Below are 21333 nucleotides of genomic sequence, written 5' to 3' on the forward strand. Positions count from 1 at the left end.
GGCTGCGGTCAAGCAGGGGTTGCCGGCCGGGCTGCGCCCGGCACCCGCGGTAGTGCCGGCCGCTGGCCGGCAACCTCAGAAGCAACAGCCGAAGCAACAGCGGGTTTCCTGTGAGGAAGCGGGGCGGGGCCGGTTGCGGGGGACGGCGCAAGTACGTCCCTGTAGCCTTGGCCGCGGCATCCATGCCGCGGACACCCCCTCAACCGGACCCACCCCGCCTTCGACAGTTTCCTGCGATCTGTCGGAACGACGTTCTGCTTTGGGGGGTGCCGACCGTTGGTCGGCACGGGGTCTGATTCCGTTCTGAATATCGATATCTGACAGATGTGTCGACCAAGGTCGACACCTACCAACAGCCGCCGGAATCTGTCGAAGGTGGGGCGGTGTGGCTGTGCAGGACCGTTGGCGCCATGGATGGCGCCATCGAGCCCCCACGGACGGGTTTACGGCGTGTCCTGCACGGCCACAGCGCCCCGCCATCCCACGGAAAGCCCGCTTTGGCTGTTGCCGTTGCATTGAGCAGGGTGCAGGGCTGCAAGCCCTGCAAAAACACCCTCACTTCACCCAGCCGTCGATCTCGCCGTGGGCGAACGGCCCCAGCTTTGCCTTCACCCGCCGCCCCTGTGCATCGAACAGCACGCTGTAGGGCAGCAGGCCCTGCGTATTGCCCAGCTGCACGCTGGCATCGCGTGGCCCCGGCGTCTCGACCACGATCGGGTAGTCCACCGGCACCCGCAGCAGGAAAGCGCGCACGTCGTCCGGGGCATCCAGCGCAATGCCCAGCACCTGCACACCGTTGTCGCCCTGGGCTTCGGCGAAGCGGGCCAGTTCGGGCATCTCTTCCACGCAGGGCGCACACCAGCTGGCCCAGACATTGATCAGCAGCGGCCGGCCGGCGAAGCGGGCGCGCAGGTCCAGCGGTTGTTCCGCCAGGTCCGGCAGGATCAGCGCCGGCAAGGGATCACCCACCTGCAGGGCAGGCTTCACGGCCGTCGCTGTGGAAGCCGTCGTTGGCGCGGCCGGTGCAGACGGGCCGGGTGAGAATCGATGCCCGGCCCACAGGCCGAGGCCGGCGGCCAGCACCGCTGTCCACAGCAGCGCTGGCCGTTGCCACTTCATCGTGCGGTGCGCAGCAGCGCTTCCTCGACCACCGCCTGGGTCAACAGGGTCGGCAGCACGGTCGGCGGCGCACCCGGGCCGTACACCACGTACAGCGGCACGCCCACGGCCTTGTGCTCTTCAAGGAACGTGGTGATCTGCGGGTCGACGTTGGTGTAGTCACCGCGCATGTACACCGCGTTGGTGCGCTTGAGCAGTTCCTTGAACTCCGGCCGCGACAGCACGGCACGTTCATTGGCCTTGCAGCTCACGCACCAGTCGGCAGTCATGTTGACGAACACCACGCGGTTGTCCGCACGCAGGCGGTCCAGCAACTGCGGCGAATACTCGACCACGTTCTCGCTGGCGGCCTGTGCGGTCCGCGCCGGTGGTGCCAGCTGGGTCACGCCCCAGGCAGGAACCAGCGCGCCGATCGCCAGCAGCACGCCGAGCAGGGTCACCGCACGCGAGCCGGTCCAGCGATTGCGCTCGAACAGCCACAGGCCGAAGGCGAACAGCAGCAGGCCACCCAGCACCAGTGCCATGCCGTCCACGCCGCGCTGTTTGCCCAGCACCCACAGCAGCCACAGTGCGGTGGCATACATCGGGAAGGCCAGCACGTGCTTGAGCGTTTCCATCCACGGGCCGGGCTTGGGCAGGCGGCGTGCCAGCGCCGGCACGAAGCCGATCAGCAGGAACGGCAGCGCCAGGCCCAGGCCGAGGAACAGGAATACGGTCATCGCCTTCAGCGGCGGGGCAATGAAGGCATAGGCGATCGCCCCGCCCATGAACGGGCCGACGCAGGCGCTGCCGACCAGGCAGGCCAGCGCACCGGTGAAGAAATCGCCGGCCGGCCCGCTGCGGCTGGCCAGCGACTGGCCGAGGTTGCCGATGCCACCGCCGAGGGTAAACACGCCGGACAGGCTCAGGCCCACCGCGAACATGATGTAGGCCAGCGCCGCCACCACGCCCGGGTGCTGCAGCTGGAAGCCGATGCCGACGGCGTTGCCGATCGCGCGCAGGCCCACCATCAGCGCGCCGATCACCGCGAACGCGACCAGCACGCCCAGCGTGTACCAGAGGGCATGGCTGCGTGCCCGCTCAGGGCTTTCGCCACTCTGCGCCAGGCTCAGCACCTTCAGCGACAGGATCGGCAGCACGCAGGGCATCAGGTTCAGCACCAGGCCACCGGCCAGCGCCAGCAGCAGCACCCACACGAACGAACGGTCCGGGTTCGGGGTTGTCGCCGGTGGGCGCGTGCGCAGTGCGTTGCCATCGCGCGCGTCGGCGGCGAACTCATTGCGCGCACCCTCACTGCCGCTGGCGGCGGGAGTGGCAATGCCGTCGTTGGGGACGGTCGGCAGCAGGCGCAACGGTGCGCCGTTGGCGGATTCACGTGGCACGCCGGCGGCGGGCAGCGGGCTGATCACCTCGTTGCGCGCTGGCGCCTGGTCAATGCTGGCGGACAGCTTGCCAGCGGGAATCGACAGCTTCACCCGGCGGGTCATCGGCGGGTAGCAGATGCCATCGGTCTGGCAGCCCTGGAAGGTCACCACCAGGGTGCTGTCGACGGCATCAGTGACAGTGCGGCGCAGCGGCAGCGGCACTTCCACCTGGTTGAAGTAGACCGAGACATCGCCGAAGTGCTCGTCGCGATGCGATTGCGCGGCTGGCCAGCGCGGCTTGCCGGCCAGCACGCCGGCGCTGCCTTCCAGCTTCAGCGAGGTGCGGTCGCGATACAGGTAATAGCCGGGCGCTGGGCTGAAGCGCAGCAGCAGGGTGTTGCCGTCACTGGCGATGGCATCGAAGCCGAACGCCTGTTCCGACGGCAGCGGCAGGGCCTGGCTGTTGTTGGCCGCGCCCGGCAGGCGCAGGCCACCGCTGTTGCCGGCACCGGCCAGCGGGTTGTTGAACGGGCTGGCCGCACCGGCACGCGCGGCAGGCACCGCCGCCGCCGCACCGGCGCCCGGCAGGGTGACCTGCACCACGCGCTTCTGCGGCGGGTAGCAGACACCGGCATCGGCGCAGCCCTGGTAACGCACTTCCAGGCTGATGGTGCCGGCAGCCTCGGACGGCGTGCCGGGCAGGGTGGCCTGCAGGCGCTCGCGATAGGTCTCGACTTCGCCGAAGAAATCGTCGTGGTGCTTGTCGCCCTTGGGCATCTGCAGCGCGCCGGCATTGAAGGCCGGGTCGGCCTTGACGCTGGTGCGGTGGCGATATAGGTAATAGCCCGGTGCGATCTTGAACTGCAGTTGCACCTGGCCCCGTTCGGGGGCACTGGCGGTCAGCGCGAACGCCTGGTCCACCGGCAGCAGGTCCTTCTCATCCAGCGCGAAGGCCGGCAGCGAGAGCCACAACAGGGCGCACAAGGCGGCGCCGCGCGCAAACAGAGTCTTCAATCAGTGTCCTCCCGGGTCTGTGCCCGGATCCAGTCCAGATACGCCGGCAGGCCGGCCCGGGTTTCGACCGCGATGCACTCCGGGAGTTCATACGGATGCAGTGCGACGATCCGGGCAATTGCGTCATCGACGCGGCTCGCGGTGGTTTTCACCAGCAGCTGCAGTTCGGCGTCGGTGGTCACCTCGCCCTGCCAGCGGTAGGTCGACTGCGCGCCATCGAGGCGGGTCACGCATGCCGCCAGGCGCTCGCCGACCAGCGCGTGCGCGATGCGCTCGGCACTGGCCCGGTCCGGGCAGGTGGTCAACAGCAGCAGGACGGGATCGACGGTCGACATGACCGCCGAGTATAGGGCCGCCGCCGGGTCAGGGCCCGGCGGCGGCAGTGGACCGCTGCGTTGCGCGGTCAGTTGGCCAGCTGGCAGGTGGCCGGCTTGGCCGAGGTGAACAGGGCCGGGGTTGCCCACTCGGGGTGGTCGATGAACGGGTTGCGGTTGCCCTGGAAGCTGTAGATCACGTCATTGCGCGCACGCTCGGCATCATCCGGCGGATCGGACAGGTGCCAGTCGATCAGCGTGGACAGCAGGCCCATGTAGGCCGGCGAACTGCTGGTCTTGACGATTTTGCTGCGGTCGTCGGTCAGCTCCAGGTCCGGCTCGGACTGGCCGGTGGCCGCATCCTTGCCGCCCTCGTAACGGATCGCCATGTACATCACCGCACGCGCCATGTCGCCCTTGCGCTTGCCCCACACCTCGAAGGTGCCGGTGTTGCCGTCCGGCGTGCGCACCCAGTTGGAGTTGCCCGGATAGCCGCCGCTGCCGCCGCCCTGCCCGTTGTTGGCCTCGGTGGCGCGCTCGCCGCAGTTGGCGTCGCACTTGCCGAACGGCTTGTTGCCACGGTCGGCGTTCCACTGCGCGTCGGTCAGGTACAGCATGTGGGTGTCGGTATACGGCGCGTACGGCAGGCCCTTGTCACCGGTGGTGGTGGCAAAGCCCAGCGAGTTCGGCCAGGTGTGCTCGCGGTTGTACTTCAGGCCACTGCCACTGCCGGCGCGATCGGTCACCTTGGCGTAGCTGTGGTTGCGATATGCATCAAGGATCCTGCCGGAATTGTTCGGATCCTCGTCGGCGATTTCCAGAATGGTCCAGGTACTGGTGCCCGAGCCGCTGTAAGGGTAGGCGGTGTGGCCCTTGATGGTGGCATGCAGCGAGCAGCGCAGCTGGCCGGGGCTGCTGGTGTTGACCTTGGAGTAGTAGCCGGCCGGCACGCCCGGGTTGCCCGGGTCCGGATTGCCGCCGGTGCTGGCCACGGTGAAGGCGATGCGGCTGTCGGCGGCCGGGTGCGCGCCCTGCAGGTCGGTGATGCGCGCGGCGCGGATGTCGAAGCGGCAGGCCTCACCGGCCACCAGCGCAGTGTTGGTGGACAGCTTCACGCTGCGGCCGCTGGCCGGGAAGGTCAACGGCACGCTGCCGGAGGTGCCGCAGCTCAGGGCGAAGGCGCCACTGGCCAGGTTCACCGTCTCGCTGAACACCACTTCCAGGTCGGCGGCGGCCGGGAAGGTGCTGCTGCCCTGCGCCGGGGTGGTGGTGGAGACCGACGGCGGTGTGTTCGGGCCCGGCGTGCCGCCGCCACTGAAGGTCTGGCCGTTGTTGCAGCTGCCGAAGGTCTGCCTGGCCGACTCGGCCCAGGTGAAGTGGGTGTACTGGCTGCCGCTGCCGGTCAGCTGCAGCGAGGTGCCCGCGGCCGTGCTGTTGGTCTCGGCCACCGGGATGTTCTGGCTGGTCATGCCGGCGGCAGGGCCACCGGAGGCGGTGATGGCGCCCTCGTAGCTGAGGAACTGGACCACCTTGCCGCTGGCATCGACCAGGGCGATGCCGTCGTTGGGGCCGTTCTGGATGCCGTTGGTCGGGTAGTTGACCACGGCGATGGTCGCGCTGCCGCAGCCGGCGGCGGTGCCGGCCGGGACCGGGTTGTTGGCGTAGACCGCGGCCGCCGAAGGATTGCTGCCGTTGTAGAGGTAGAGGCGGTAGCCGGACAGGTCCTCGCCGGCGGTGGCGACCACTTCGATGGCTTCGCCGACGTCACCGGCGGCGGTGCTGTCGTCGTAGTGCAGTTCGTTGATGAAAACCTCGGCCTGGGCCGGCGCGGCGGCCAGTGCCAGCAGGCAGGCGGCGGCAAGCGGGGACAGCAATCGCATCGACTACTCCTTGTGATTGGGAATGCCTGACCGAGCCTAAGGCCGATCCAGTGACACTTTGTCGTAAATGAACGTCAGATATCTGACAGTGCGACGCTTGTCACCGAAATTGTCCAAGCCCGACGCCTTGGCCGAGGCGCGCGGGCGGAAAAATTTTTTCATTCCGCCCTTGAAAGGGGGCGGCGGGGCTCCATCTCTGCCCTGCTCCCGACGTTGTCGGGTTTCTTCACGTGCGGTTCTGGCACTCGCCTGGGGTGAGTGCTAACATCGCCGGACTTTTTTAGACCAATCAATCACTTAAGAGGTCTCCTATGAGCATCAAGCCGCTGCACGACCGCGTTGTGGTCAAGCCGATCGAAGCCGACGAAATCTCCGCCGGTGGCATCGTCATCCCCGACTCGGCCAAGGAAAAGTCCACCAAGGGTGAGGTCGTGGCCGTCGGCCCCGGCAAGCCGCTGGACAACGGCAACGTGCGCGCGCCGTCGCTGAAGGTCGGCGACAAGGTCATCTACGGCCAGTACGCCGGCAGCTCGTACAAGAGCGAAGGCGTCGAATACAAGGTCCTGCGCGAAGACGACGTGCTCGCCGTCATCGGCTGAGCCCCGGCGCGACCTGTTTCAACCTGATCCCAAACTCCCAGCCGCCGGGCATCGTCCGGCGCTACCAATGAGGTAAATGCAATGGCTGCCAAGGATATTCGTTTCGGTGAAGACGCCCGTTCGCGCATGGTGCGCGGCGTCAACGTTCTCGCCAATGCCGTCAAGGCCACCCTGGGCCCGAAGGGCCGCAACGTCGTGCTGGAAAAGAGCTTCGGCGCGCCGACCATCACCAAGGACGGCGTCTCCGTCGCCAAGGAGATCGAACTGGCTGACAAGTTCGAGAACATGGGCGCGCAGATGGTGAAGGAAGTTGCTTCGCGCACCAACGACGATGCCGGCGACGGCACCACCACCGCCACCGTGCTGGCCCAGGCCCTGATCCGCGAAGGCGCCAAGGCCGTTGCCGCCGGCATGAACCCGATGGACCTCAAGCGCGGTATCGACAAGGCCGTCTCGGCCGCCGTCGCCGAGCTGAAGAACATCTCCAAGCCGACCGCCGACGACAAGGCGATCGCCCAGGTCGGTACCATCTCGGCCAACTCGGACGAGTCGATCGGCCAGATCATCGCTGACGCGATGAAGGAAGTCGGCAAGGAAGGCGTCATCACCGTTGAAGAAGGCTCGGGCCTGGACAACGAGCTGGACGTGGTCAAGGGCATGCAGTTCGACCGCGGCTACCTGTCGCCGTACTTCATCAACAACCAGCAGTCGCAGACCGCTGACCTGGATGACCCGTTCATCCTGCTGCACGACAAGAAGATCTCCAACGTCCGTGACCTGCTGCCGGTGCTGGAAGGTGTCGCCAAGGCCGGCAAGCCGCTGCTGATCGTGGCCGAGGAAGTCGAAGGCGAAGCGCTGGCCACCCTGGTGGTCAACACCATCCGTGGCATCGTCAAGGTCGTGGCCGTCAAGGCCCCGGGCTTCGGCGACCGTCGCAAGGCGATGCTGGAAGACATGGCCGTGCTGACCGGCGGCACCGTGATCTCCGAAGAAGTCGGCCTGTCGCTGGAGAAGGCCACCATCAAGGACCTGGGCCGCGCCAAGAAGGTGCAGGTCTCCAAGGAGAACACCACCATCATCGACGGCGTCGGCGACAAGGCCAACGTTGATGCACGCGTGGCGCAGATCAAGACCCAGATCCAGGACACCTCCTCGGATTACGACCGCGAGAAGCTGCAGGAACGCGTGGCCAAGCTGGCCGGCGGTGTTGCCGTGATCAAGGTCGGCGCCTCGACCGAAATCGAAATGAAGGAAAAGAAGGATCGCGTCGACGACGCCCTGCACGCGACCCGTGCGGCCGTTGAAGAAGGCGTGGTTCCGGGCGGCGGCGTTGCCCTGGTCCGCGCGATCACCGCGCTGGCCGGCCTGAAGGGCGCCAACGAAGACCAGAACCACGGCATCCAGATCGCCCTGCGCGCGATGGAAGCCCCGCTGCGCGAGATCGTGGCCAACGCCGGTGACGAGCCGTCGGTCATCATCAACAAGGTCAAGGAAGGCACCGGCAGCTTCGGTTACAACGCCGCCACCGGCGAGTTCGGCGACATGCTGCAGTTCGGCATCCTGGACCCGACCAAGGTGACCCGTTCGGCGCTGCAGAACGCCGCCTCGATCGCTGGCCTGATGATCACCACCGAAGCCATGGTTGCCGAAGCTCCGAAGAAGGACGAGCCGGCCATGGGTGGCGCCGGTGGCATGGGCGGCATGGGTGGCATGGGCGGCATGGACTTCTAAGTCCACGTCCCCCGGCGGTCGTTGCCGACCCTGGTCGGCACGCCCTCCCGATGCAAGGAAGAACCCCGCCGCAAGGCGGGGTTTTTCCTTGCCCGGTTGCCGCCGCAGCAGCGCATCGCTACGCTCGGTGGCCATGCCTACCTCCTTCATCGTCGTCGACGACTTCCTTTCTCCTGCCGATGCGCAGGGGCTGCGCCAGGCGGCGCTGGGCCTGACCTATCCGGTGCAGGAGGGTGCATTCCCCGGCCGCAATTCGCAGCAGCGGCTGGAACTGGATGGGCTGTCCGGCGCGGTCTCGCGGCTGGTCAACGAACCGCTGCGGCCGGTCAACCCACTGCAGTCGCACGGCAAGTTCCGCCTTACCCTGGCCGGTGACACCGGCCGCGCCAAGGTGCACGCCGATCACTCGCACTGGTCGGGCATCCTCTACCTGAGTGCACCGGAGCACTGCGAGGGCGGCACCGAGTTCTTCCGCCACCGCCGTACCGGCACCGAGCGCATGGCCCTGGATGCAGCGGAGCTGGCCGCATTGGGCTATGCCAACGGCGGCGACATGCATCGTGACATCATCGAGCGCGACAGCAACGACGACAGCCAGTGGGAAATGACCATGCGCATCCCGATGCGTTTCAACCGGCTGGTGCTGCTGCGGCCCTGGTTCTGGCATACCGCCGGGCCAGCGTTCGGCGACCGCCCGGAGAATGGCCGGCTGGTGTACCTGATGTTCTTCGAGCAGGCGCGCTGAGCGGAGCAGGCATCCACGCGTGAGGTGGATCCACACGCCATGCATGGTTGCTCCCATCCGCACTCCCCGCCCAGGGATCATCGCACCGTCATTCGATGAAGGCCTTCGCCGCGCCGTACTCCCACTGCCATGGCACGCCGATATCACCCAGCACGAACGCCACCAGTGCCGGGAAGGTGGCCTCGGCCCGTACATCGTTGCCCAGGATCACCACGCAGCGTTTGTGCCGCTCGATGCACACCAGGGTGTTGCCGACCGCATCGTCGTGGCCGCCCTTGTAGAAGCCTGCACCCTGGGGGCCACGGAAGGTCACCACGCCCAGGCCCGCGGCCAGATCCCGGTGCTGCTGCGCAACGGGCAGCTCCGGCTGCAGCGTTGGGAACTGGCTGGCGGTGGTGATCGGCAGCTGCGGCCGCACCAGTTCCCTGCGCATTGCCGCAGACAGCCCATCGCCGCGCACATAACCGGCGGCGAAGTGGGCCATGTCGGTGATGGTGGTATCCATCGATCCTGCCGCCCGCACACGGCTGCGTTGATCGTGCGGCTCTGTATTGCCTTCGACGGTCCAGCCATCGGCCAGGTTGCCGGCGAAATCCGCGCGCCACGACATGCTGGTGCGCGCCATGCCGAAGCGATCGAACACGCGCTGCTGCATCAACGCACCCACATCCTCGCCCAGTCGCCCACGTTCGATCACGAACTGCAGCAGGATCAGGCCCTCGCCGGAATAGCCGTAGCGGCTGCCGGGCTCGAAGTGGAACTTCAACCGGCCATCCGGTTCGAGAAAGCCGAAGTTGGCAAAGCCGCTGGCGTGATTCAGCAGCTTTCGGGGCGTGAGCCGGCGCCAGCGTGCATCACTCGCCAGCACGCTGTAGTCGGCGTACTTCTTCGGTTCGGGCGGGTAGTCTGGCAGCGGCACGTCCAGAGCTGTGGCGATGCTGGCATCCAGATCGATCACCCCGTCCTGCGCCAGCTGTGCGACCAGGTGGCCGAAGGCCATCTTGGTGAGCGATGCGGCATACATCACGGTGTCGGTGCGCAGCGGCTCGCCTGCGGCGTTGCGTTCACCGTAGGCGGCCACATGCACCACCTTGCCGTCATCGATCACCGCCAGCGCCATCCCGCGCGCATGGGCCGCCTGCATCAGCCGCCGTGCTTCGGCATCGATGCGAGTGGGCGAGGGCACGGGTGGCGGCGCGGCCAGTACCGCCAGCGGGAGCAGCGTCAGCAACATCAGGGTGGCACGGCACATGCGTGGAACTCCTGGTGGGGCGCACGGTGATGCTACGCCGGGCTGCCGCTGGCGTCATCGCCAGATGTCAGCTGGCCTGCGGTCGGCGCAGGCAGATCCGCGCCGCGCCGGCACCGATGTCCACCTGGCCGCCGCGCATTGCATCGGCACCGAGGATCAGCGCCGGCCGGCCCTCCAGGCCGATCGCCTTGAACACCGGCAGTTCGCTGATGCGGATCTCCATCGACGGGTGCTGCCAGCCGCCGCCGGTCATGCCGGGCAGGGTGTACAGCCAGGTTGCCTGCTTGCCGCCGCCCAGGCCTTCGGTGCCCTTTTCACGCACCCGCACCCGCGCGTCGCTGCCGTCGGTGCGCAGCCCCAGTGCGCGGGCGGCTTCGGCGTTGAGGACGGTCTGTGCGGCACCGGTGTCGACCACGGCGATGGCGTCCACCGCAGGCGCGCCCAGTGCAAGCGTGATGAAGCCGAACTGGCGCAGGCCGCCAGTGCGGCCGGGCAGCGCATTGGGCTGGCAACCCGGTCCTTCCAGGTTCAATCCGCCGGGTGTCCACAGCGCCAGTTGATTGCGGCCGAAGTCCCAACGGGTGTCCCAGCGCCCGGTCAGATCGTTGCCGATCAAGCCGTCGATGGCTGGATCATCATCCTTCGGCAACGATGACAGATCGACGTTCATGGCTTGGGCCTGCAGCTGCCAGCTGCCCAGCTGCCAGGACGTGCTGCGCATGCGCTGCAACCGCGCCGAAGCTGCACTCGCCCCTTGCGCCTGTGATACCTCTGCATCCGCATCCTCCAGGCCATAGCGCCGCACGACGCGGGCATCGACCAGCGTTGCCCCGGCGGCACTGTCGACCACGAAGCGCAGCGGTTCGGCGCGCCCGTCCAGCGAGACGGCCACCGCCGGATGACCGCCCTGCATCCACATCGGCAGGATGTGCGCGGCGGCGTTGGAGGCGAGCGCAGGCAAGGGAGCGGCGAACAGGGGCAACAGGAAGAGGCGCAAGGGAAGACTCCGCAGTGATCGTGGGTGACCATTGGCGCACGGCGGCGTATCGCCGGAATATCGGCGTTGATACCGTCCTGATACACAGGTGCTGGATACTGTCCGAATGAGTACTCCCATCCGTGTCATCGTCGTCGACGACGATGCCAGCATCCGCGACGCCATCGCCGACCACCTGCTGCTGCACGGCTACCAGGTACGCCTGGCGGCGGATGCGGCGGCACTGGACGTGCTGCTGCAGGCCGAACGACCGGACCTGATCATCCTCGACTGGATGATGCCCGGTGAGGATGGGCTGTCGGTCTGCCGCAGGCTGCAGGCGAGGGCGATCCCGATCCTGATGCTGTCGGCGATGGGGGCTGCACCGGACCGCGTGATCGGCCTGGAGATGGGCGCGGACGACTACCTGGCCAAACCCTTTGATCCGCGTGAACTGCTGGCGCGGGTACGCGCACTGCTGCGCCGTCAGGACAAGCTGCGCACGCAGGTGGCCAGCGAACTGCGGTTTGATGGCTGGCGATTGCTGCCCGACCAGCGTCGCCTGTTCGCACCGGACGGTGCCGAGCTGGTGCTGAGTCGTGGCGAGTTTTCCCTGTTGCTGGCGCTGGCCGAACGTCCCGGGCGGGTGCTGGGGCGTGAGCAGCTGCTGCAGTTGAGTCGCGGAGAAGCCAGTGACAGCGTGGACCGTGCCATTGACCTCGCGATCAGCCGCCTGCGCCGCAAGCTCGGGCAGGCCGCGTCCGGGGCAGAAGCCCTCGTGCAGACACTGCGCGGGGAAGGGTATCGCTTCGACGCTGAGGTACAGGTGCTGTGAGCAGCCGGTGGTCGACCACTCGCTGGATCGCGATGCTGGCGCTGGCCAGCCTGCTGCTGGCAACCCTGGCCAGCGTTGCAGTGGTGGGTTGGATGCCCCGGCCCGCGCCGCCACCGATGCGGCTGGACCATGCGATGCAGGTACTGCGTGGGGAACAGGCGCCGGCGTCACTGGGATTGCGCAGGGCGACGCAGGACGCGCCCCCCCAAGGTAGCGCCAGCGACTGGCTCGCGCAGCTGGCGGCCGCGCAGATGGGCATGCCGGCCGAGGATGTACGCCTGGCATGGACGGGGCAGGGCAGGGCGCCCGATGTGCAGGTCATCGAGGGTGGCGCGGTACTGGACGCCTCCGGTCGTGCTGGCGTGCTGAAATCACAGGCCGCGCTGCTGACCGCGATGCAGTGGCCGCCGTTTGAACTGGGGATGCGCCAGGCCGACGGCCGCTGGCGGGTGGTCGGCAGCGACCATAGTGACCTGGCGGCCTGGCGCCGCCAGGTGATGCTCGCCCTGTTGGGCGGTGCGATCCTGCTGGCGCCGTTGGCGGCGTGGGCGTCGATCCGGTTGGGGCGCCCGCTGCGGCGCCTGGCCGAAGCGAGCGCACGCGTCGACCTGCAGGCCGAGTCGCCATTGCCCGACGATGGCCCACGCGAAGTGCAGATGCTGGCCGCCGCGATCAGCACCGGTCGCGAACGCCTGCGGGTCCAGGCACAGGACATGACCCATATGCTGGCGGCAGTGGCGCATGACCTGCGCACGCCCCTGACCGGCCTGCGCCTGCGCGCCGAGTTCGCTCCCGCACCACAGGCCGCCCGGATGGTGGCGGACATCGAACGCATGGACGCGATGATCGAGCAGGTGCTGGACTATGCACGCGGCGAGCTGCAGCCCTTGCAGATGCGCTCGCTGGATCTGGCTGCCCTGCTGCAGGAATGCCTGCAAGGGGCGCTGCTGCGCGGGGTCGACATTTCGCTTCAGTGCCCGGATACGCTGCCGTGGCATGGCGATGCGCTGCTGCTCCGGCGCGCGGTCGACAATCTCATCGACAACGCCGAGCGTTACGCGGGCGCCGTGGAGCTGCATGTCGCCGTGTGGGGACATGGGGTGCAGCTGGATGTGATGGATCGCGGGCCGGGCATCGCCGAAGCTGATCGTGTCCGCCTGCTGCAACCGTTCCAGCGCAGCGAAAGCTCGCGCAGTCGCGCTACCGGTGGGACCGGGCTGGGACTGGCCATGGCCGCCAACGTGGCCAGGCGTCACGCAGGCGAACTGCAGCTGCTGCACCGCGAGGGCGGCGGGCTGATCGCGCGCCTGCTGCTGGGAAAGCTCCCCTGATATCGGCTGTGATTTACAGGTAGCGGCTATCCGGTGATATGATTAGGCGCCTAACCATATCGTGTTCGTGAGATGATCGAAGCCAAGCATCAGGCCCTGCTGGAGGAATCGCAGCGACGCGGCCACGCCAACATCGCGCAACTGCGCCTGTGCTTCCAGCTGCTCTCGTTGTCCTCGTCGATCGATCGCGACTGCGCCGCGCGGCTGGCACCGCATGGGCTCAGCGAGGGCCGCTTCATCGTGCTGTTCCTGCTGCACGGGGCCGGTGGCACGCTGCCGCCGCACCTGCTGGCCGAGCGTGCCGGCGTGACCCGTGCCACCATCAGCGGCCTGCTCGATGGCCTGCAGCGTGAAGGCCTGCTGCAGCGTCGCAGCGATGACGGGGATGGCCGCCGTCTGCAGATCGTATTGACCGCACCGGGAAAGCGCTTGGCCGAGTCGTTGTTCGAGCAGCACACGCAATGGATCAGCGGCCTGTTCGACGACCTGGATGCGGGTGAACAGCAGCAGCTGTCGCAGCTGCTGCACAAGGTCTGGCAGCACACGGACGGCGGGCGGGAATCGGCAGCATGAGCACGCCCGTTCCTGCGCAAAGGCTGCATGCACTCAACAGTGGCAGCGCTGCTGCCACCCATCTGGCCGAATGCCTGGCCGTGGATTTCACCGCGCTGCTGCAGGTGGTGGCGCCTGCCCTTGAGCCGGAATCGCTGCAATGCATGCGCGACGCCTCTGGCAAGGGCATCACCCAGCGCATGGCGCTGGCGGCGCGGTTGCTGCACGAAGCCGGACAGGGGGAGCCTGCGCGCTGGCAGGCGCATGCGTCAGACACGGTGCGTGGCTGGGCCTGCTACCTGATCGGCGGCGACGCCGACGCGGCGCTGCCGGCCAAGCTGCAGGCGATGCGGCCACTGGCTGACGACCCGCACTTCGGCGTGCGCGAATGGGCGTGGCTGGCGCTGCGTGCCGACATTGTTGCCGCACCACTGCAGGCGCTGGAGTACCTGCAACCATGGACGCAGGAAGGATCGCCGTACCTGCGCCGCTTCGCCTGCGAAGCGCTGCGCCCGCGCGGCGTGTGGGCCACACATGTCGCGCTGTTCAAGCGGCAGCCGGAACTTGCAGAGGCGATGCTGGAAGCACTCGCCGACGACCCGGAGCGCTATGTGCAGGACTCGGTCGGCAACTGGCTCAATGATGCCGGCAAGACACAGCCGCAGTGGCTGCGTGCGCTGTGCGCGCGCTGGCAACAGCAGCACCGTGGCGATGCCAATGCCTACATCCGCAAACGCGCCATGCGCTCGCTCCGGTAGTGCCGGCCGCTGGCCGGCAACCCCCCAAACCTTCAAGGAAGAAGCAGCATGTCGCACACCTTCATCGAGCTCTATACCGCCACCCCCGCCTGGACCACGCTCCAGCCCGAGCAGCGGAATGCCTTCTTCGCCCGTATCGGTGCAGGCATGCAGCAGTTCGATCCAGTCCGCATCACACTGCTGGCGATGGGCCGCATTGCCAGGGGCGTACAGCACGGCAGCGATGAGCAGTTCTATGCGGTCTGGCGCTGTGCAAGCCGCGCGGACGCCGATGCGCTGGTGGCCGGCATTGCCGCCACCGGTTGGCATCAGTACTTCGCCACCATCAACGCCGTCGGCGCAGACGATGGGATGGGGCGGCACCTTGCCGACCTGGCCGCCTTGTAGCAGCGTCTCCGGACGCGCATGGCACATGCGCCTGTCACCCGGACGCGGTAAACAGGACATTGCCCATGTCCATCCGCAGGGAAGTTGATCATGCAGAGCACGCTCCAGGTCACGCTGTTCGGCCCGCTTGGCGACAGCCCGGCATTGCAGTTGCCGGGGCGGGAAGGGCCGTCGGTGGCCATCCCGGAGGCGGCCCTGCGGCGGTTGGTCTCCGACCTCTACACCACCCGTTCCCTGCTCAATCCCGAGCAGCTGGACGAGGCCAGGCAGGAGCTGGACTGCGTGCTGGAGCGCTGGGCCGACATCCACGAAGGCCTGCTGCTGGACGTGGAAGTGCATGGCAAATGAGCAGCTTTGCGTGGCTGCTGCCGCGTAGGCAGCGCCGGCGCGCGCCTCGCTGAACCGCACCCCCGGTTGCGGATGAAACATTTTGCACTGCGCAAAAGCTGTGCTATCAATACACCCCATGAACGCAGCCGCCACCCGCTTTTACTGGTATTACTTTCCGAAGCCACTGGCGGAGGAAGGACTGCGCTCACCCTGAAGAAAGCTTCAGACGCATTCCCGAAAGCCGCCAGCGAACCTGGCGGCTTTTTTCATGCCGCCACGCTGGGGACCCCAACGTTCCGGAGATCTCCTGCAATGCCCCCGCACACCGACGACCTGCGCATCCGCACCATCGAACCGCTGACACCGCCTGCCCAGCTGCTGGCGATGCTGCCCTGTGACGATGAAGCCTCCGACACCGTCAGCGCCTCGCGCGCGGCCCTGCACCAGATCCTGCACGGCCGTGACGACCGCCTGGCAGTGGTGGTGGGCCCGTGCTCGATCCACGACCCGAAGGCCGCCATCGAATACGCCCAGCGCCTGAAGCCGCTGCGCGACGCGCTGGCCGGCGAACTGGAAATCGTCATGCGTGTGTACTTCGAGAAGCCGCGCACCACGGTGGGCTGGAAGGGCCTGATCAACGACCCGGACCTGGACGGCAGCTTCAGGATCGACAAGGGCCTGCGCATCGCACGCGGCCTGCTGCGCGACATCAACAAGCTCGGCCTGCCGGCCGGTGTCGAATTCCTCGATGTGATCTCGCCGCAGTACATCGCCGACCTGGTGGCGTGGGGCGCGATCGGCGCGCGTACCACCGAAAGCCAGGTGCATCGTGAGCTGGCCTCGGGGCTGTCGTGCCCGGTCGGCTTCAAGAACGGCACCGATGGCAACGTCAAGATCGCCGCTGACGCGGTGGGTGCGGCGTCCAACCCGCATCACTTCCTGTCGGTCACCAAGCAGGGCGGCACCGCCATCGTGTCGACCACCGGCAATCCGGATTGCCATGTGATCCTGCGCGGCGGCAAGCAGCCGAACTACGACGCCGGCAGCGTCGCCGACGCCTGCCAGGTGCTGGCCAAGGCCAAGCTGCCGACGCGCCTGATGATCGACGCCAGCCACGCCAACAGCCTGAAGAACCCCGAGAACCAGCCGAAGGTGATCGAGGACATTGCTGTTCAGCTGGAAGACGGCGAACAGCGCATCGTTGGCGTGATGATCGAGAGCCATCTGGTCGGTGGCCGCCAGGAACTGGTGGAAGGCCAGCCGCTGGTTTACGGGCAGAGCATCACCGATGGCTGCATCGACTGGGACACCACCGTGACGGTGCTGGAGCGTCTGGCTGCGGCCGTGCGCGCCCGTCGCGACGTGAAGGTGTCCGAAGCAGCCTGATCGAAGCCGCCTGAGTGCGGCACGTGTGTGGATGGCGGCCAGCGCCTGCGGGGGTGCGGCCGCGATCAGGGTCGGTCGGAGTTGGAGGCCGGCCCATCTGCACCGGCGATGCGCCTGGCGCTGCGCATGAGCGACAGCGCCAGGTACATCGCCGGGGTGGTGATACCGCTTCCTGTAGCGTCGAGCCATGCCCGACCTGCGCGCGAAGCGCGTTGGTTTGCTGCAAAGAGCAGTCGAGCATGGCTCGACTTTACGAAGAGGCTCAATGCACTTCGTCGTGGTACACGAACTTCGGCATTTCCCAGCGGTAGTGGATCGCCAGCAGGCGCAACGCGAAGCCGCCGCCGAGGCAGCACAGGATCGCGGTGGCATCGGCCACGCCCCAGTGCAGCAGCAACAGATAGGCCGCGCCGGTCAGCAGCGCGATGATCGCGTACAGCTCCTTCTGGAAGATGAGTGGCACCTCGTTGCAGAGGATGTCGCGCAGCACCCCGCCGAACGCGCCGGTCAGCATGCCGGCGATCAGCACGATCGGCATTGCATGGCCGGCTTCGCGCGCGATCGAGCAGCCGATCAGGGTGAAGGCGATCAGGCCCAGCCCGTCGAGCACCAGGAAGGTGCGGCGGAAGTGATGCATCCAGCGCGCCACCCAGGTGGCGATCAGCGCCGCGCATACGGTGAAGCCCAGGTACTCGGGGTGCTTCACCCAGCCCAGCGGGTAGTGGCCGAGCAGGATGTCGCGCAGTGAACCACCCCCGAGGGCGGTGACGCAGGCGATCATGACCACGCCGAACAGGTCCATGCGGCGGCGGCCGGCGGACAGTGCGCCGGTCATGGCTTCGGCGGAAATGGCGATCAGGTAGATGATGGACAGCAGCATGGGACAGGCTCCGGGCGCGGTGGGGCCGGCCATGCGCGACCACCGCCACTGCCTGCGCAATGACGGGATGACGATGACCGGTGCCGCTCCCGCTGTCCTTTTGCCTGAGAGTTCAGCGGCATGGACCGCGTGCCCCTTCGGCGGATCGCCCCGGGCGTGCCCGGTGACCTCTCTCCAGCTCGGCGAGTCGAATGCATGGTTGGTGGGATTCCAGCCCACCGGCCTGAGCGATCATGGGAGCCTGCGCCTTCGGCGGGCGCCAGCGCGGCGCCTCTCTCCTGCATTCGGGCGCCAGTATATCCGCTGCAGTGCAGCACGGCATAATCCAGGCATGGCCCCGTCCGTCCGCCCGTGGTTCCTGTACCTGCTCGAATGCCGCGATGGCAGCTATTACGCCGGCATCAGCACCGATGTGGAGGCGCGTTTCGCCGCCCACCAGGCCGGCAAGGGCGCGCGCTACACCCGGGCCCGGCCGCCGCTGCGCGTGCTGGCCGTGCGCGAATACCCGGACCGGGCCGCGGCCTCGCGGGCCGAGTGGCAACTCAAGCAGCAGCCCCGCGAACGCAAGCTGGCCTGGCTGCAGGCAACGGATCCTGCGCTTCTGTAGAGCCGAGCCCACGCTCGGCTGTTGTTCCGTCTGCCCGATGCGGGAGCCGAGCATGGGCTCGGCTCTACAGTAGATCCACGTCATGCGTGGATGGGCCGTTCGGCCCATGCGATGATCCGCCCGCGCCCAGAGCCGGAGACCCGGATGTCCACGATTGCCCTGCTGTTCGCGCTTTCCGCAGCAACGAGCCCTGCCGCCGACCCCGCCACGATCGCGGCCATCGAAGCCACCTGCCACGACTACGTCGATGGCCAGCTGGAGGCCGATCCGCAGCGCGTCGCCCGTTCGCTGCACCCGGACCTGGCCAAGCGCGCGGTCCTCGGCGATACACCCGACGAGCGCCTGGGCCTGCGCCGGATGTCGAAGGAAGAGCTGGTCTCGCTGACGAAACAGGGCGCGCTGAAGACCCCGAAGGATCAATGGGATCGCCGCTGCACGGTGCTGGACGTGACCGGCAACGCGGCCTCGGTGCGGCTGGAAACCCCGTGGTTCGTCGACTACTTCCACATGGGGCGTTTCGACCAGCGCTGGGTCATCGTCAACGCACTGTGGTACCCGAAACCGAAGGCGCACTGAGCGATGCGTGCCGCCGGCAACGCATGGATCTCCGTCGTCGTGCTGGTCGCCGGCATCGCGCTGCTGCCTGGCCTGCTGTATCTGCTCGGGCTGGCATTGGTGGACGGTCGGCCGAAGCCGGCCGACCGCGCGCCCAGTGGTGTGGCTGCGTGCAGCGGTGAGCCACGGGCGGGATACCAGCCGATGAACCCCTGGCGCTTCACCGCCCAGTTCTTCGACAAGGACGGGATGAAGAACAAGGTGCCTGAAGTGGAGCGGGAGGCCTTCTGGATTGCCCGGCGCCACCTGTGGCGGCAACCTCGGCGCGGCATGCTGCGCTGGCATCTCAGCAGCACCGCGTTGGCGATCTGGATCACCCGGCATTGGAGTACCGCGCAGATTGCGGACACCGCGAGGAAGGAGGACTTCTGCCGGAAGTAGATCCACGCCATGCGTGGATGGCGCTCCATGTTTGTTGACGGGGTCAGAGCCCTTTCCCGCGGAAAGGGATCCGACCCCTGTTGCGTGCGGCCTTACCGCCTCGGCCGCCGGTCGTCCTGGTCATCACCGAAGATGATGCGCGCGCTGCGCTGGTAGCTCCAGTACGCGACCGCCCAGTTCAGCAGCACCACGATGCGGTTGCGGAAGCCGATCAGGAAGAACACGTGCGCGGCCAGCCAGAACCACCAGGCCAGCACGCCAGAGAGCTGCAGCCGGCCCAGGTGCACGATCGCGGCCATGCGGCCAATGGTGGCGAGGTTGCCGTAGTCGGCGTACTTGAACGGCCCCGGTGCCGCCTTGCCGTGCAGGCGTGCACGGACCACCTCGGCCACGTACTTGCCCATCTGCTTGGCCGCGGGCGCCACGCCGGGAACCGGCTTGCCGTCGGCCTGGCTCAGTGCGGCCAGGTCGCCGGCCACGAACAGCTCCGGGTGATCGGGCAGGGTCAGGTCCGGCTGCACCTGCACGCGGCCGGCGCGGTCCAGCGGCACGTCCAGCGTGCGCGCCAGTGGTGAAGCGGCCACGCCGGCGGCCCAGACCACGGTGCGGGCCGGCACGAACTGCTCACCGAGCTTGAAGCCCTGGCTGTCGATGTCGCTCACCGGGGTACCGGTCAGCACTTCCACGCCCAGCTTTTCCAGCTGGCGGCGCGCCTTCAGCGAAAGTACTTCCGGGAACGAAGACAGCACGCGCGGCCCAGCCTCGACCAGCCGCACCTTGGCGCTGGCCGGATCGATGTGGCGGAATTCGTTGCGCAGCGTGTGGCGCGCGATCTCGGCCAGCGTGCCGGCCAGTTCGACGCCGGTGGGACCACCACCGACGATGGCGAAACTCAGCCACGCCGCCTTCCTGGCCGGGTCCGGTTCGGCCTCGGCGCGTTCGAACGCCAGCAGCAGCTTGCGGCGCAGTGCAATGGCATCGTCCAGCGTTTTCAGGCCAGGGGCATCATCGGCCCACTGGTCGTTGCCGAAGTAGGCGTGGGTAGCGCCGGTGGCCAGCAGCAGGCTGTCGTAGTCCAGCGTGCTGCCATCGGCCATGCCGATCTGCCGTGCCTGCTTGTCGATGGCGACCACTTCGCCGAGGCGGACTTCCACGTTGCGCTGGTGGCCGAGGATGTGGCGCAGCGGTGCGGCGATATCCGGCGCGGACAGGCCGGCGGTGGCCACCTGGTACAGCAGCGGCTGGAACAGGTGATGGTTGCGGCGGTCGACCAGGGTGATGCGTATGCGCTCGCGGGCCAGGGCACGGGTGGCCCAGAGACCGGCAAAACCGCCGCCGACAACGACCAGGTGGGGAACGCGCTCGCGACTCATCGACTCACTCCAGTGGGGGCATTGGGGGAAGCGCCTGGCATCTTCGCACGGCGGCCACCTGTCACGTCAGCGCCTGGGTGGATCGGCGATACTCGGGTTCAGGCAACCGCCCGCGAGGAATCCATGAGCGAACCGGAAAAGCGCATCGCCCTGTTGATCGATGCCGACAATGCGCCGGCCTCGAAGATCGACGAGGTCCTGGCCGAAGTCGCCCGCTATGGCGTGGCCAACGTGCGCCGTGCCTACGGCAACTGGAAGAGCCCGCGGTTGAAGGGCTGGGAAGCGGTGCTGCACGAATACGCGATCCGCCCGATCCAGCAGTTCGCCTACAGCAAGGGCAAGAATGCGTCGGACATGGCGATGGTGATCGATGCCATGGACCTGCTGTACGCGCGCAACCTTGATGGCTTCGCCATCGTGTCGAGCGATGCCGATTTCACCCCGATGGTGATGCGCCTGCTGACCGACGGCGTGAAGGTGTATGGCTTCGGCGAAAAGAAGACGCCGGAACCGTTCGTCAACGCGTGCTCGAAGTTCACCTACCTGGAAGCGCTGGGCCAGACCCACGCCAGCGTGCCGGATGCCGAGCAGGCATCGAGCGAACAGGCATCGAACGAGCCCGTCGCCAATGATGATGCACGCCCGCGCAAGAGCGGGGCGGAGATGCGCAGCGACACCCGGCTGGTGAAGATGCTGCGCCGCGCGGTGTCCTCGGCCGAGGGCGAGGATGGCTGGTCGCACCTGGGGCCGGTCGGCAGCCAGATCGGCAACCAGGCCTCGTTCGATCCGCGCAACTATGGCTACGGCAAACTCAGCGATCTGCTGGCGGCGATCGGCCTGTTCGAGCTGAAGAAGGATGGCAAGTCGTCCTACGTGCGCGCGCTGCCAAAAAAGAACCGGTAGT

The 21333-nt window shown here is 67.5% G+C and carries 22 protein-coding genes and 2 riboswitches; of the genes, 14 read left to right on the forward strand and 8 right to left on the reverse strand.

Translation table 11 applies throughout. From position 1 onward, the window contains the following. Nucleotides 1-555 precede the first annotated feature (555 nt). From ACUVWL_RS19630 to ACUVWL_RS19645, 4 genes are all read right to left on the reverse strand, one after another. Nucleotides 556-1119, reverse strand: a complete 564-nt coding sequence (locus tag ACUVWL_RS19630; RefSeq protein ID WP_134809363.1) for a TlpA family protein disulfide reductase — start codon at nucleotides 1117-1119, stop codon at nucleotides 556-558. Next, a complete protein-coding gene (locus tag ACUVWL_RS19635; RefSeq protein ID WP_445978678.1) occupies nucleotides 1116-3497 on the reverse strand; it encodes a protein-disulfide reductase DsbD domain-containing protein in 2382 nt (793 codons plus the stop codon). Before ACUVWL_RS19635 ends, ACUVWL_RS19630 begins: the two co-directional genes overlap by 4 nt. After that, complete coding sequence (cutA, locus tag ACUVWL_RS19640) at nucleotides 3494-3832, reverse strand: divalent-cation tolerance protein CutA (RefSeq protein ID WP_014648595.1); 339 nt, start codon at nucleotides 3830-3832, stop codon at nucleotides 3494-3496. The genes ACUVWL_RS19635 and cutA overlap by 4 nt, the downstream gene beginning before the upstream one ends. A gap of 68 nt (nucleotides 3833-3900) precedes the next feature. Further along, nucleotides 3901-5691 carry an endonuclease gene (locus tag ACUVWL_RS19645; protein WP_169411503.1) on the reverse strand — a complete coding sequence of 597 codons (1791 nt, stop codon included), beginning with the start codon at nucleotides 5689-5691 and terminating at the stop codon, nucleotides 3901-3903. A 311-nt stretch (nucleotides 5692-6002) separates the two neighbouring features. On the opposite strand from ACUVWL_RS19645, the gene ACUVWL_RS19650 reads away from it, so the two are divergent. From ACUVWL_RS19650 to ACUVWL_RS19660, 3 genes are all read left to right on the forward strand, one after another. Beyond that, nucleotides 6003-6290 (forward strand): co-chaperone GroES, encoded by a 288-nt coding sequence (locus tag ACUVWL_RS19650; protein WP_005411227.1) that lies wholly within the window; start codon nucleotides 6003-6005, stop codon nucleotides 6288-6290. A gap of 81 nt (nucleotides 6291-6371) precedes the next feature. Next, nucleotides 6372-8021, forward strand: coding sequence for a chaperonin GroEL (groL, locus tag ACUVWL_RS19655; protein WP_005411226.1), 1650 nt, complete (start codon nucleotides 6372-6374; stop codon nucleotides 8019-8021). Nucleotides 8022-8154: 133 nt separating this feature from the next. Beyond that, a complete protein-coding gene (locus tag ACUVWL_RS19660) occupies nucleotides 8155-8766 on the forward strand; it encodes a DUF6445 family protein (RefSeq protein ID WP_032958237.1) in 612 nt (203 codons plus the stop codon). Between the two features lie 88 nt (nucleotides 8767-8854). On the opposite strand, the gene ACUVWL_RS19665 is transcribed toward ACUVWL_RS19660, so the two are convergent. Both ACUVWL_RS19665 and ACUVWL_RS19670 read right to left on the reverse strand, forming a co-directional pair. Next, nucleotides 8855-10018 carry a serine hydrolase gene (locus tag ACUVWL_RS19665; protein ID WP_197604918.1) on the reverse strand — a complete coding sequence of 388 codons (1164 nt, stop codon included), beginning with the start codon at nucleotides 10016-10018 and terminating at the stop codon, nucleotides 8855-8857. Nucleotides 10019-10085: 67 nt separating this feature from the next. Beyond that, nucleotides 10086-11015: a pepsin/retropepsin-like aspartic protease family protein gene (locus tag ACUVWL_RS19670; protein ID WP_014648591.1), complete on the reverse strand. Its 930-nt coding sequence runs from the start codon at nucleotides 11013-11015 to the stop codon at nucleotides 10086-10088. Nucleotides 11016-11121: 106 nt separating this feature from the next. Between ACUVWL_RS19670 and ACUVWL_RS19675 the strand changes: the two genes are divergently transcribed. The 7 genes from ACUVWL_RS19675 (at nucleotide 11122) to ACUVWL_RS19705 (ending at nucleotide 16573) form a co-directional block, all read left to right on the forward strand. Further along, entirely contained in the window at nucleotides 11122-11829 is a 708-nt protein-coding gene (locus ACUVWL_RS19675; RefSeq protein WP_014648590.1) for a response regulator transcription factor, read from the forward strand. 32 nt (nucleotides 11830-11861) lie between these two features. Continuing rightward, nucleotides 11862-13160: a sensor histidine kinase gene (locus ACUVWL_RS19680; RefSeq protein WP_014648589.1), complete on the forward strand. Its 1299-nt coding sequence runs from the start codon at nucleotides 11862-11864 to the stop codon at nucleotides 13158-13160. A gap of 72 nt (nucleotides 13161-13232) precedes the next feature. After that, complete coding sequence (locus tag ACUVWL_RS19685; protein ID WP_164077600.1) at nucleotides 13233-13733, forward strand: MarR family transcriptional regulator; 501 nt, start codon at nucleotides 13233-13235, stop codon at nucleotides 13731-13733. Beyond that, nucleotides 13730-14470, forward strand: a complete 741-nt coding sequence (locus ACUVWL_RS19690) for a DNA alkylation repair protein (protein WP_164077601.1) — start codon at nucleotides 13730-13732, stop codon at nucleotides 14468-14470. The genes ACUVWL_RS19685 and ACUVWL_RS19690 overlap by 4 nt, the downstream gene beginning before the upstream one ends. Nucleotides 14471-14518: 48 nt before the next feature. Then, entirely contained in the window at nucleotides 14519-14857 is a 339-nt protein-coding gene (locus ACUVWL_RS19695; protein ID WP_049439285.1) for a DUF6616 family protein, read from the forward strand. A 90-nt stretch (nucleotides 14858-14947) separates the two neighbouring features. Then, on the forward strand, nucleotides 14948-15205 hold the full coding sequence (locus ACUVWL_RS19700) for a hypothetical protein (RefSeq protein ID WP_401729242.1): 258 nt from the start codon (nucleotides 14948-14950) through the stop codon (nucleotides 15203-15205). Nucleotides 15206-15499: 294 nt separating this feature from the next. Then, complete coding sequence (locus ACUVWL_RS19705) at nucleotides 15500-16573, forward strand: 3-deoxy-7-phosphoheptulonate synthase (RefSeq protein WP_014038657.1); 1074 nt, start codon at nucleotides 15500-15502, stop codon at nucleotides 16571-16573. 262 nt (nucleotides 16574-16835) lie between these two features. On the opposite strand, the gene ACUVWL_RS19710 is transcribed toward ACUVWL_RS19705, so the two are convergent. Next, a complete protein-coding gene (locus ACUVWL_RS19710) occupies nucleotides 16836-17453 on the reverse strand; it encodes a trimeric intracellular cation channel family protein (RefSeq protein WP_005411215.1) in 618 nt (205 codons plus the stop codon). An 82-nt stretch (nucleotides 17454-17535) separates the two neighbouring features. Further along, a riboswitch (glycine riboswitch) is annotated at nucleotides 17536-17641 on the reverse strand. A gap of 13 nt (nucleotides 17642-17654) precedes the next feature. After that, a riboswitch (glycine riboswitch) is annotated at nucleotides 17655-17744 on the reverse strand. Nucleotides 17745-17784: 40 nt separating this feature from the next. Between ACUVWL_RS19710 and ACUVWL_RS19715 the strand changes: the two genes are divergently transcribed. The 3 genes from ACUVWL_RS19715 (at nucleotide 17785) to ACUVWL_RS19725 (ending at nucleotide 19056) form a co-directional block, all read left to right on the forward strand. Next, complete coding sequence (locus ACUVWL_RS19715; RefSeq protein WP_032958252.1) at nucleotides 17785-18060, forward strand: GIY-YIG nuclease family protein; 276 nt, start codon at nucleotides 17785-17787, stop codon at nucleotides 18058-18060. Between the two features lie 144 nt (nucleotides 18061-18204). After that, nucleotides 18205-18636 carry a nuclear transport factor 2 family protein gene (locus ACUVWL_RS19720; RefSeq protein WP_049408669.1) on the forward strand — a complete coding sequence of 144 codons (432 nt, stop codon included), beginning with the start codon at nucleotides 18205-18207 and terminating at the stop codon, nucleotides 18634-18636. Between the two features lie 3 nt (nucleotides 18637-18639). After that, nucleotides 18640-19056, forward strand: a complete 417-nt coding sequence (locus ACUVWL_RS19725; protein WP_049408667.1) for a hypothetical protein — start codon at nucleotides 18640-18642, stop codon at nucleotides 19054-19056. A 92-nt stretch (nucleotides 19057-19148) separates the two neighbouring features. Here ACUVWL_RS19725 and ACUVWL_RS19730 read toward each other — a convergent pair whose 3' ends face one another. Next, the gene (locus ACUVWL_RS19730) at nucleotides 19149-20429 is read right to left on the reverse strand and encodes an NAD(P)/FAD-dependent oxidoreductase (protein WP_100450677.1); all 1281 of its coding nucleotides are present in this window, start codon (nucleotides 20427-20429) and stop codon (nucleotides 19149-19151) included. Nucleotides 20430-20552: 123 nt separating this feature from the next. Here ACUVWL_RS19730 and ACUVWL_RS19735 point away from each other — a divergent pair, with 123 nt between their 5' ends. Then, on the forward strand, nucleotides 20553-21332 hold the full coding sequence (locus ACUVWL_RS19735) for an NYN domain-containing protein (RefSeq protein WP_014648580.1): 780 nt from the start codon (nucleotides 20553-20555) through the stop codon (nucleotides 21330-21332). The last annotated feature ends 1 nt before the right edge of the window (nucleotide 21333 follow it).

The sequence above is a fragment of the Stenotrophomonas muris genome (genome assembly GCF_052751275.1).

Bases quoted from the DNA above. Each gene is read 5' to 3' on its own strand.
- ACUVWL_RS19695 (WP_049439285.1), top strand. From the start codon at position 14,519: ATGTCGCACACCTTCATCGAGCTCTATACCGCCACCCCCGCCTGGACC.
- ACUVWL_RS19705 (WP_014038657.1), top strand. From the start codon at position 15,500: ATGCCCCCGCACACCGACGACCTGCGCATCCGCACCATCGAACCGCTG.
- ACUVWL_RS19720 (WP_049408669.1), top strand. From the start codon at position 18,205: ATGTCCACGATTGCCCTGCTGTTCGCGCTTTCCGCAGCAACGAGCCCT.
- cutA (WP_014648595.1), bottom strand. From the start codon at position 3,832: ATGTCGACCGTCGATCCCGTCCTGCTGCTGTTGACCACCTGCCCGGAC.
- ACUVWL_RS19710 (WP_005411215.1), bottom strand. From the start codon at position 17,453: ATGCTGCTGTCCATCATCTACCTGATCGCCATTTCCGCCGAAGCCATG.
- ACUVWL_RS19700 (WP_401729242.1), top strand. From the start codon at position 14,948: ATGCAGAGCACGCTCCAGGTCACGCTGTTCGGCCCGCTTGGCGACAGC.
- ACUVWL_RS19715 (WP_032958252.1), top strand. From the start codon at position 17,785: ATGGCCCCGTCCGTCCGCCCGTGGTTCCTGTACCTGCTCGAATGCCGC.
- ACUVWL_RS19630 (WP_134809363.1), bottom strand. From the start codon at position 1,119: ATGAAGTGGCAACGGCCAGCGCTGCTGTGGACAGCGGTGCTGGCCGCC.
- ACUVWL_RS19650 (WP_005411227.1), top strand. From the start codon at position 6,003: ATGAGCATCAAGCCGCTGCACGACCGCGTTGTGGTCAAGCCGATCGAA.
- ACUVWL_RS19675 (WP_014648590.1), top strand. From the start codon at position 11,122: ATGAGTACTCCCATCCGTGTCATCGTCGTCGACGACGATGCCAGCATC.
- ACUVWL_RS19665 (WP_197604918.1), bottom strand. From the start codon at position 10,018: ATGTGCCGTGCCACCCTGATGTTGCTGACGCTGCTCCCGCTGGCGGTA.
- ACUVWL_RS19730 (WP_100450677.1), bottom strand. From the start codon at position 20,429: ATGAGTCGCGAGCGCGTTCCCCACCTGGTCGTTGTCGGCGGCGGTTTT.
- ACUVWL_RS19735 (WP_014648580.1), top strand. From the start codon at position 20,553: ATGAGCGAACCGGAAAAGCGCATCGCCCTGTTGATCGATGCCGACAAT.
- ACUVWL_RS19690 (WP_164077601.1), top strand. From the start codon at position 13,730: ATGAGCACGCCCGTTCCTGCGCAAAGGCTGCATGCACTCAACAGTGGC.
- ACUVWL_RS19660 (WP_032958237.1), top strand. From the start codon at position 8,155: ATGCCTACCTCCTTCATCGTCGTCGACGACTTCCTTTCTCCTGCCGAT.
- ACUVWL_RS19725 (WP_049408667.1), top strand. From the start codon at position 18,640: ATGCGTGCCGCCGGCAACGCATGGATCTCCGTCGTCGTGCTGGTCGCC.
- ACUVWL_RS19685 (WP_164077600.1), top strand. From the start codon at position 13,233: ATGATCGAAGCCAAGCATCAGGCCCTGCTGGAGGAATCGCAGCGACGC.
- ACUVWL_RS19645 (WP_169411503.1), bottom strand. From the start codon at position 5,691: ATGCGATTGCTGTCCCCGCTTGCCGCCGCCTGCCTGCTGGCACTGGCC.
- ACUVWL_RS19680 (WP_014648589.1), top strand. From the start codon at position 11,862: ATGCTGGCGCTGGCCAGCCTGCTGCTGGCAACCCTGGCCAGCGTTGCA.
- groL (WP_005411226.1), top strand. From the start codon at position 6,372: ATGGCTGCCAAGGATATTCGTTTCGGTGAAGACGCCCGTTCGCGCATG.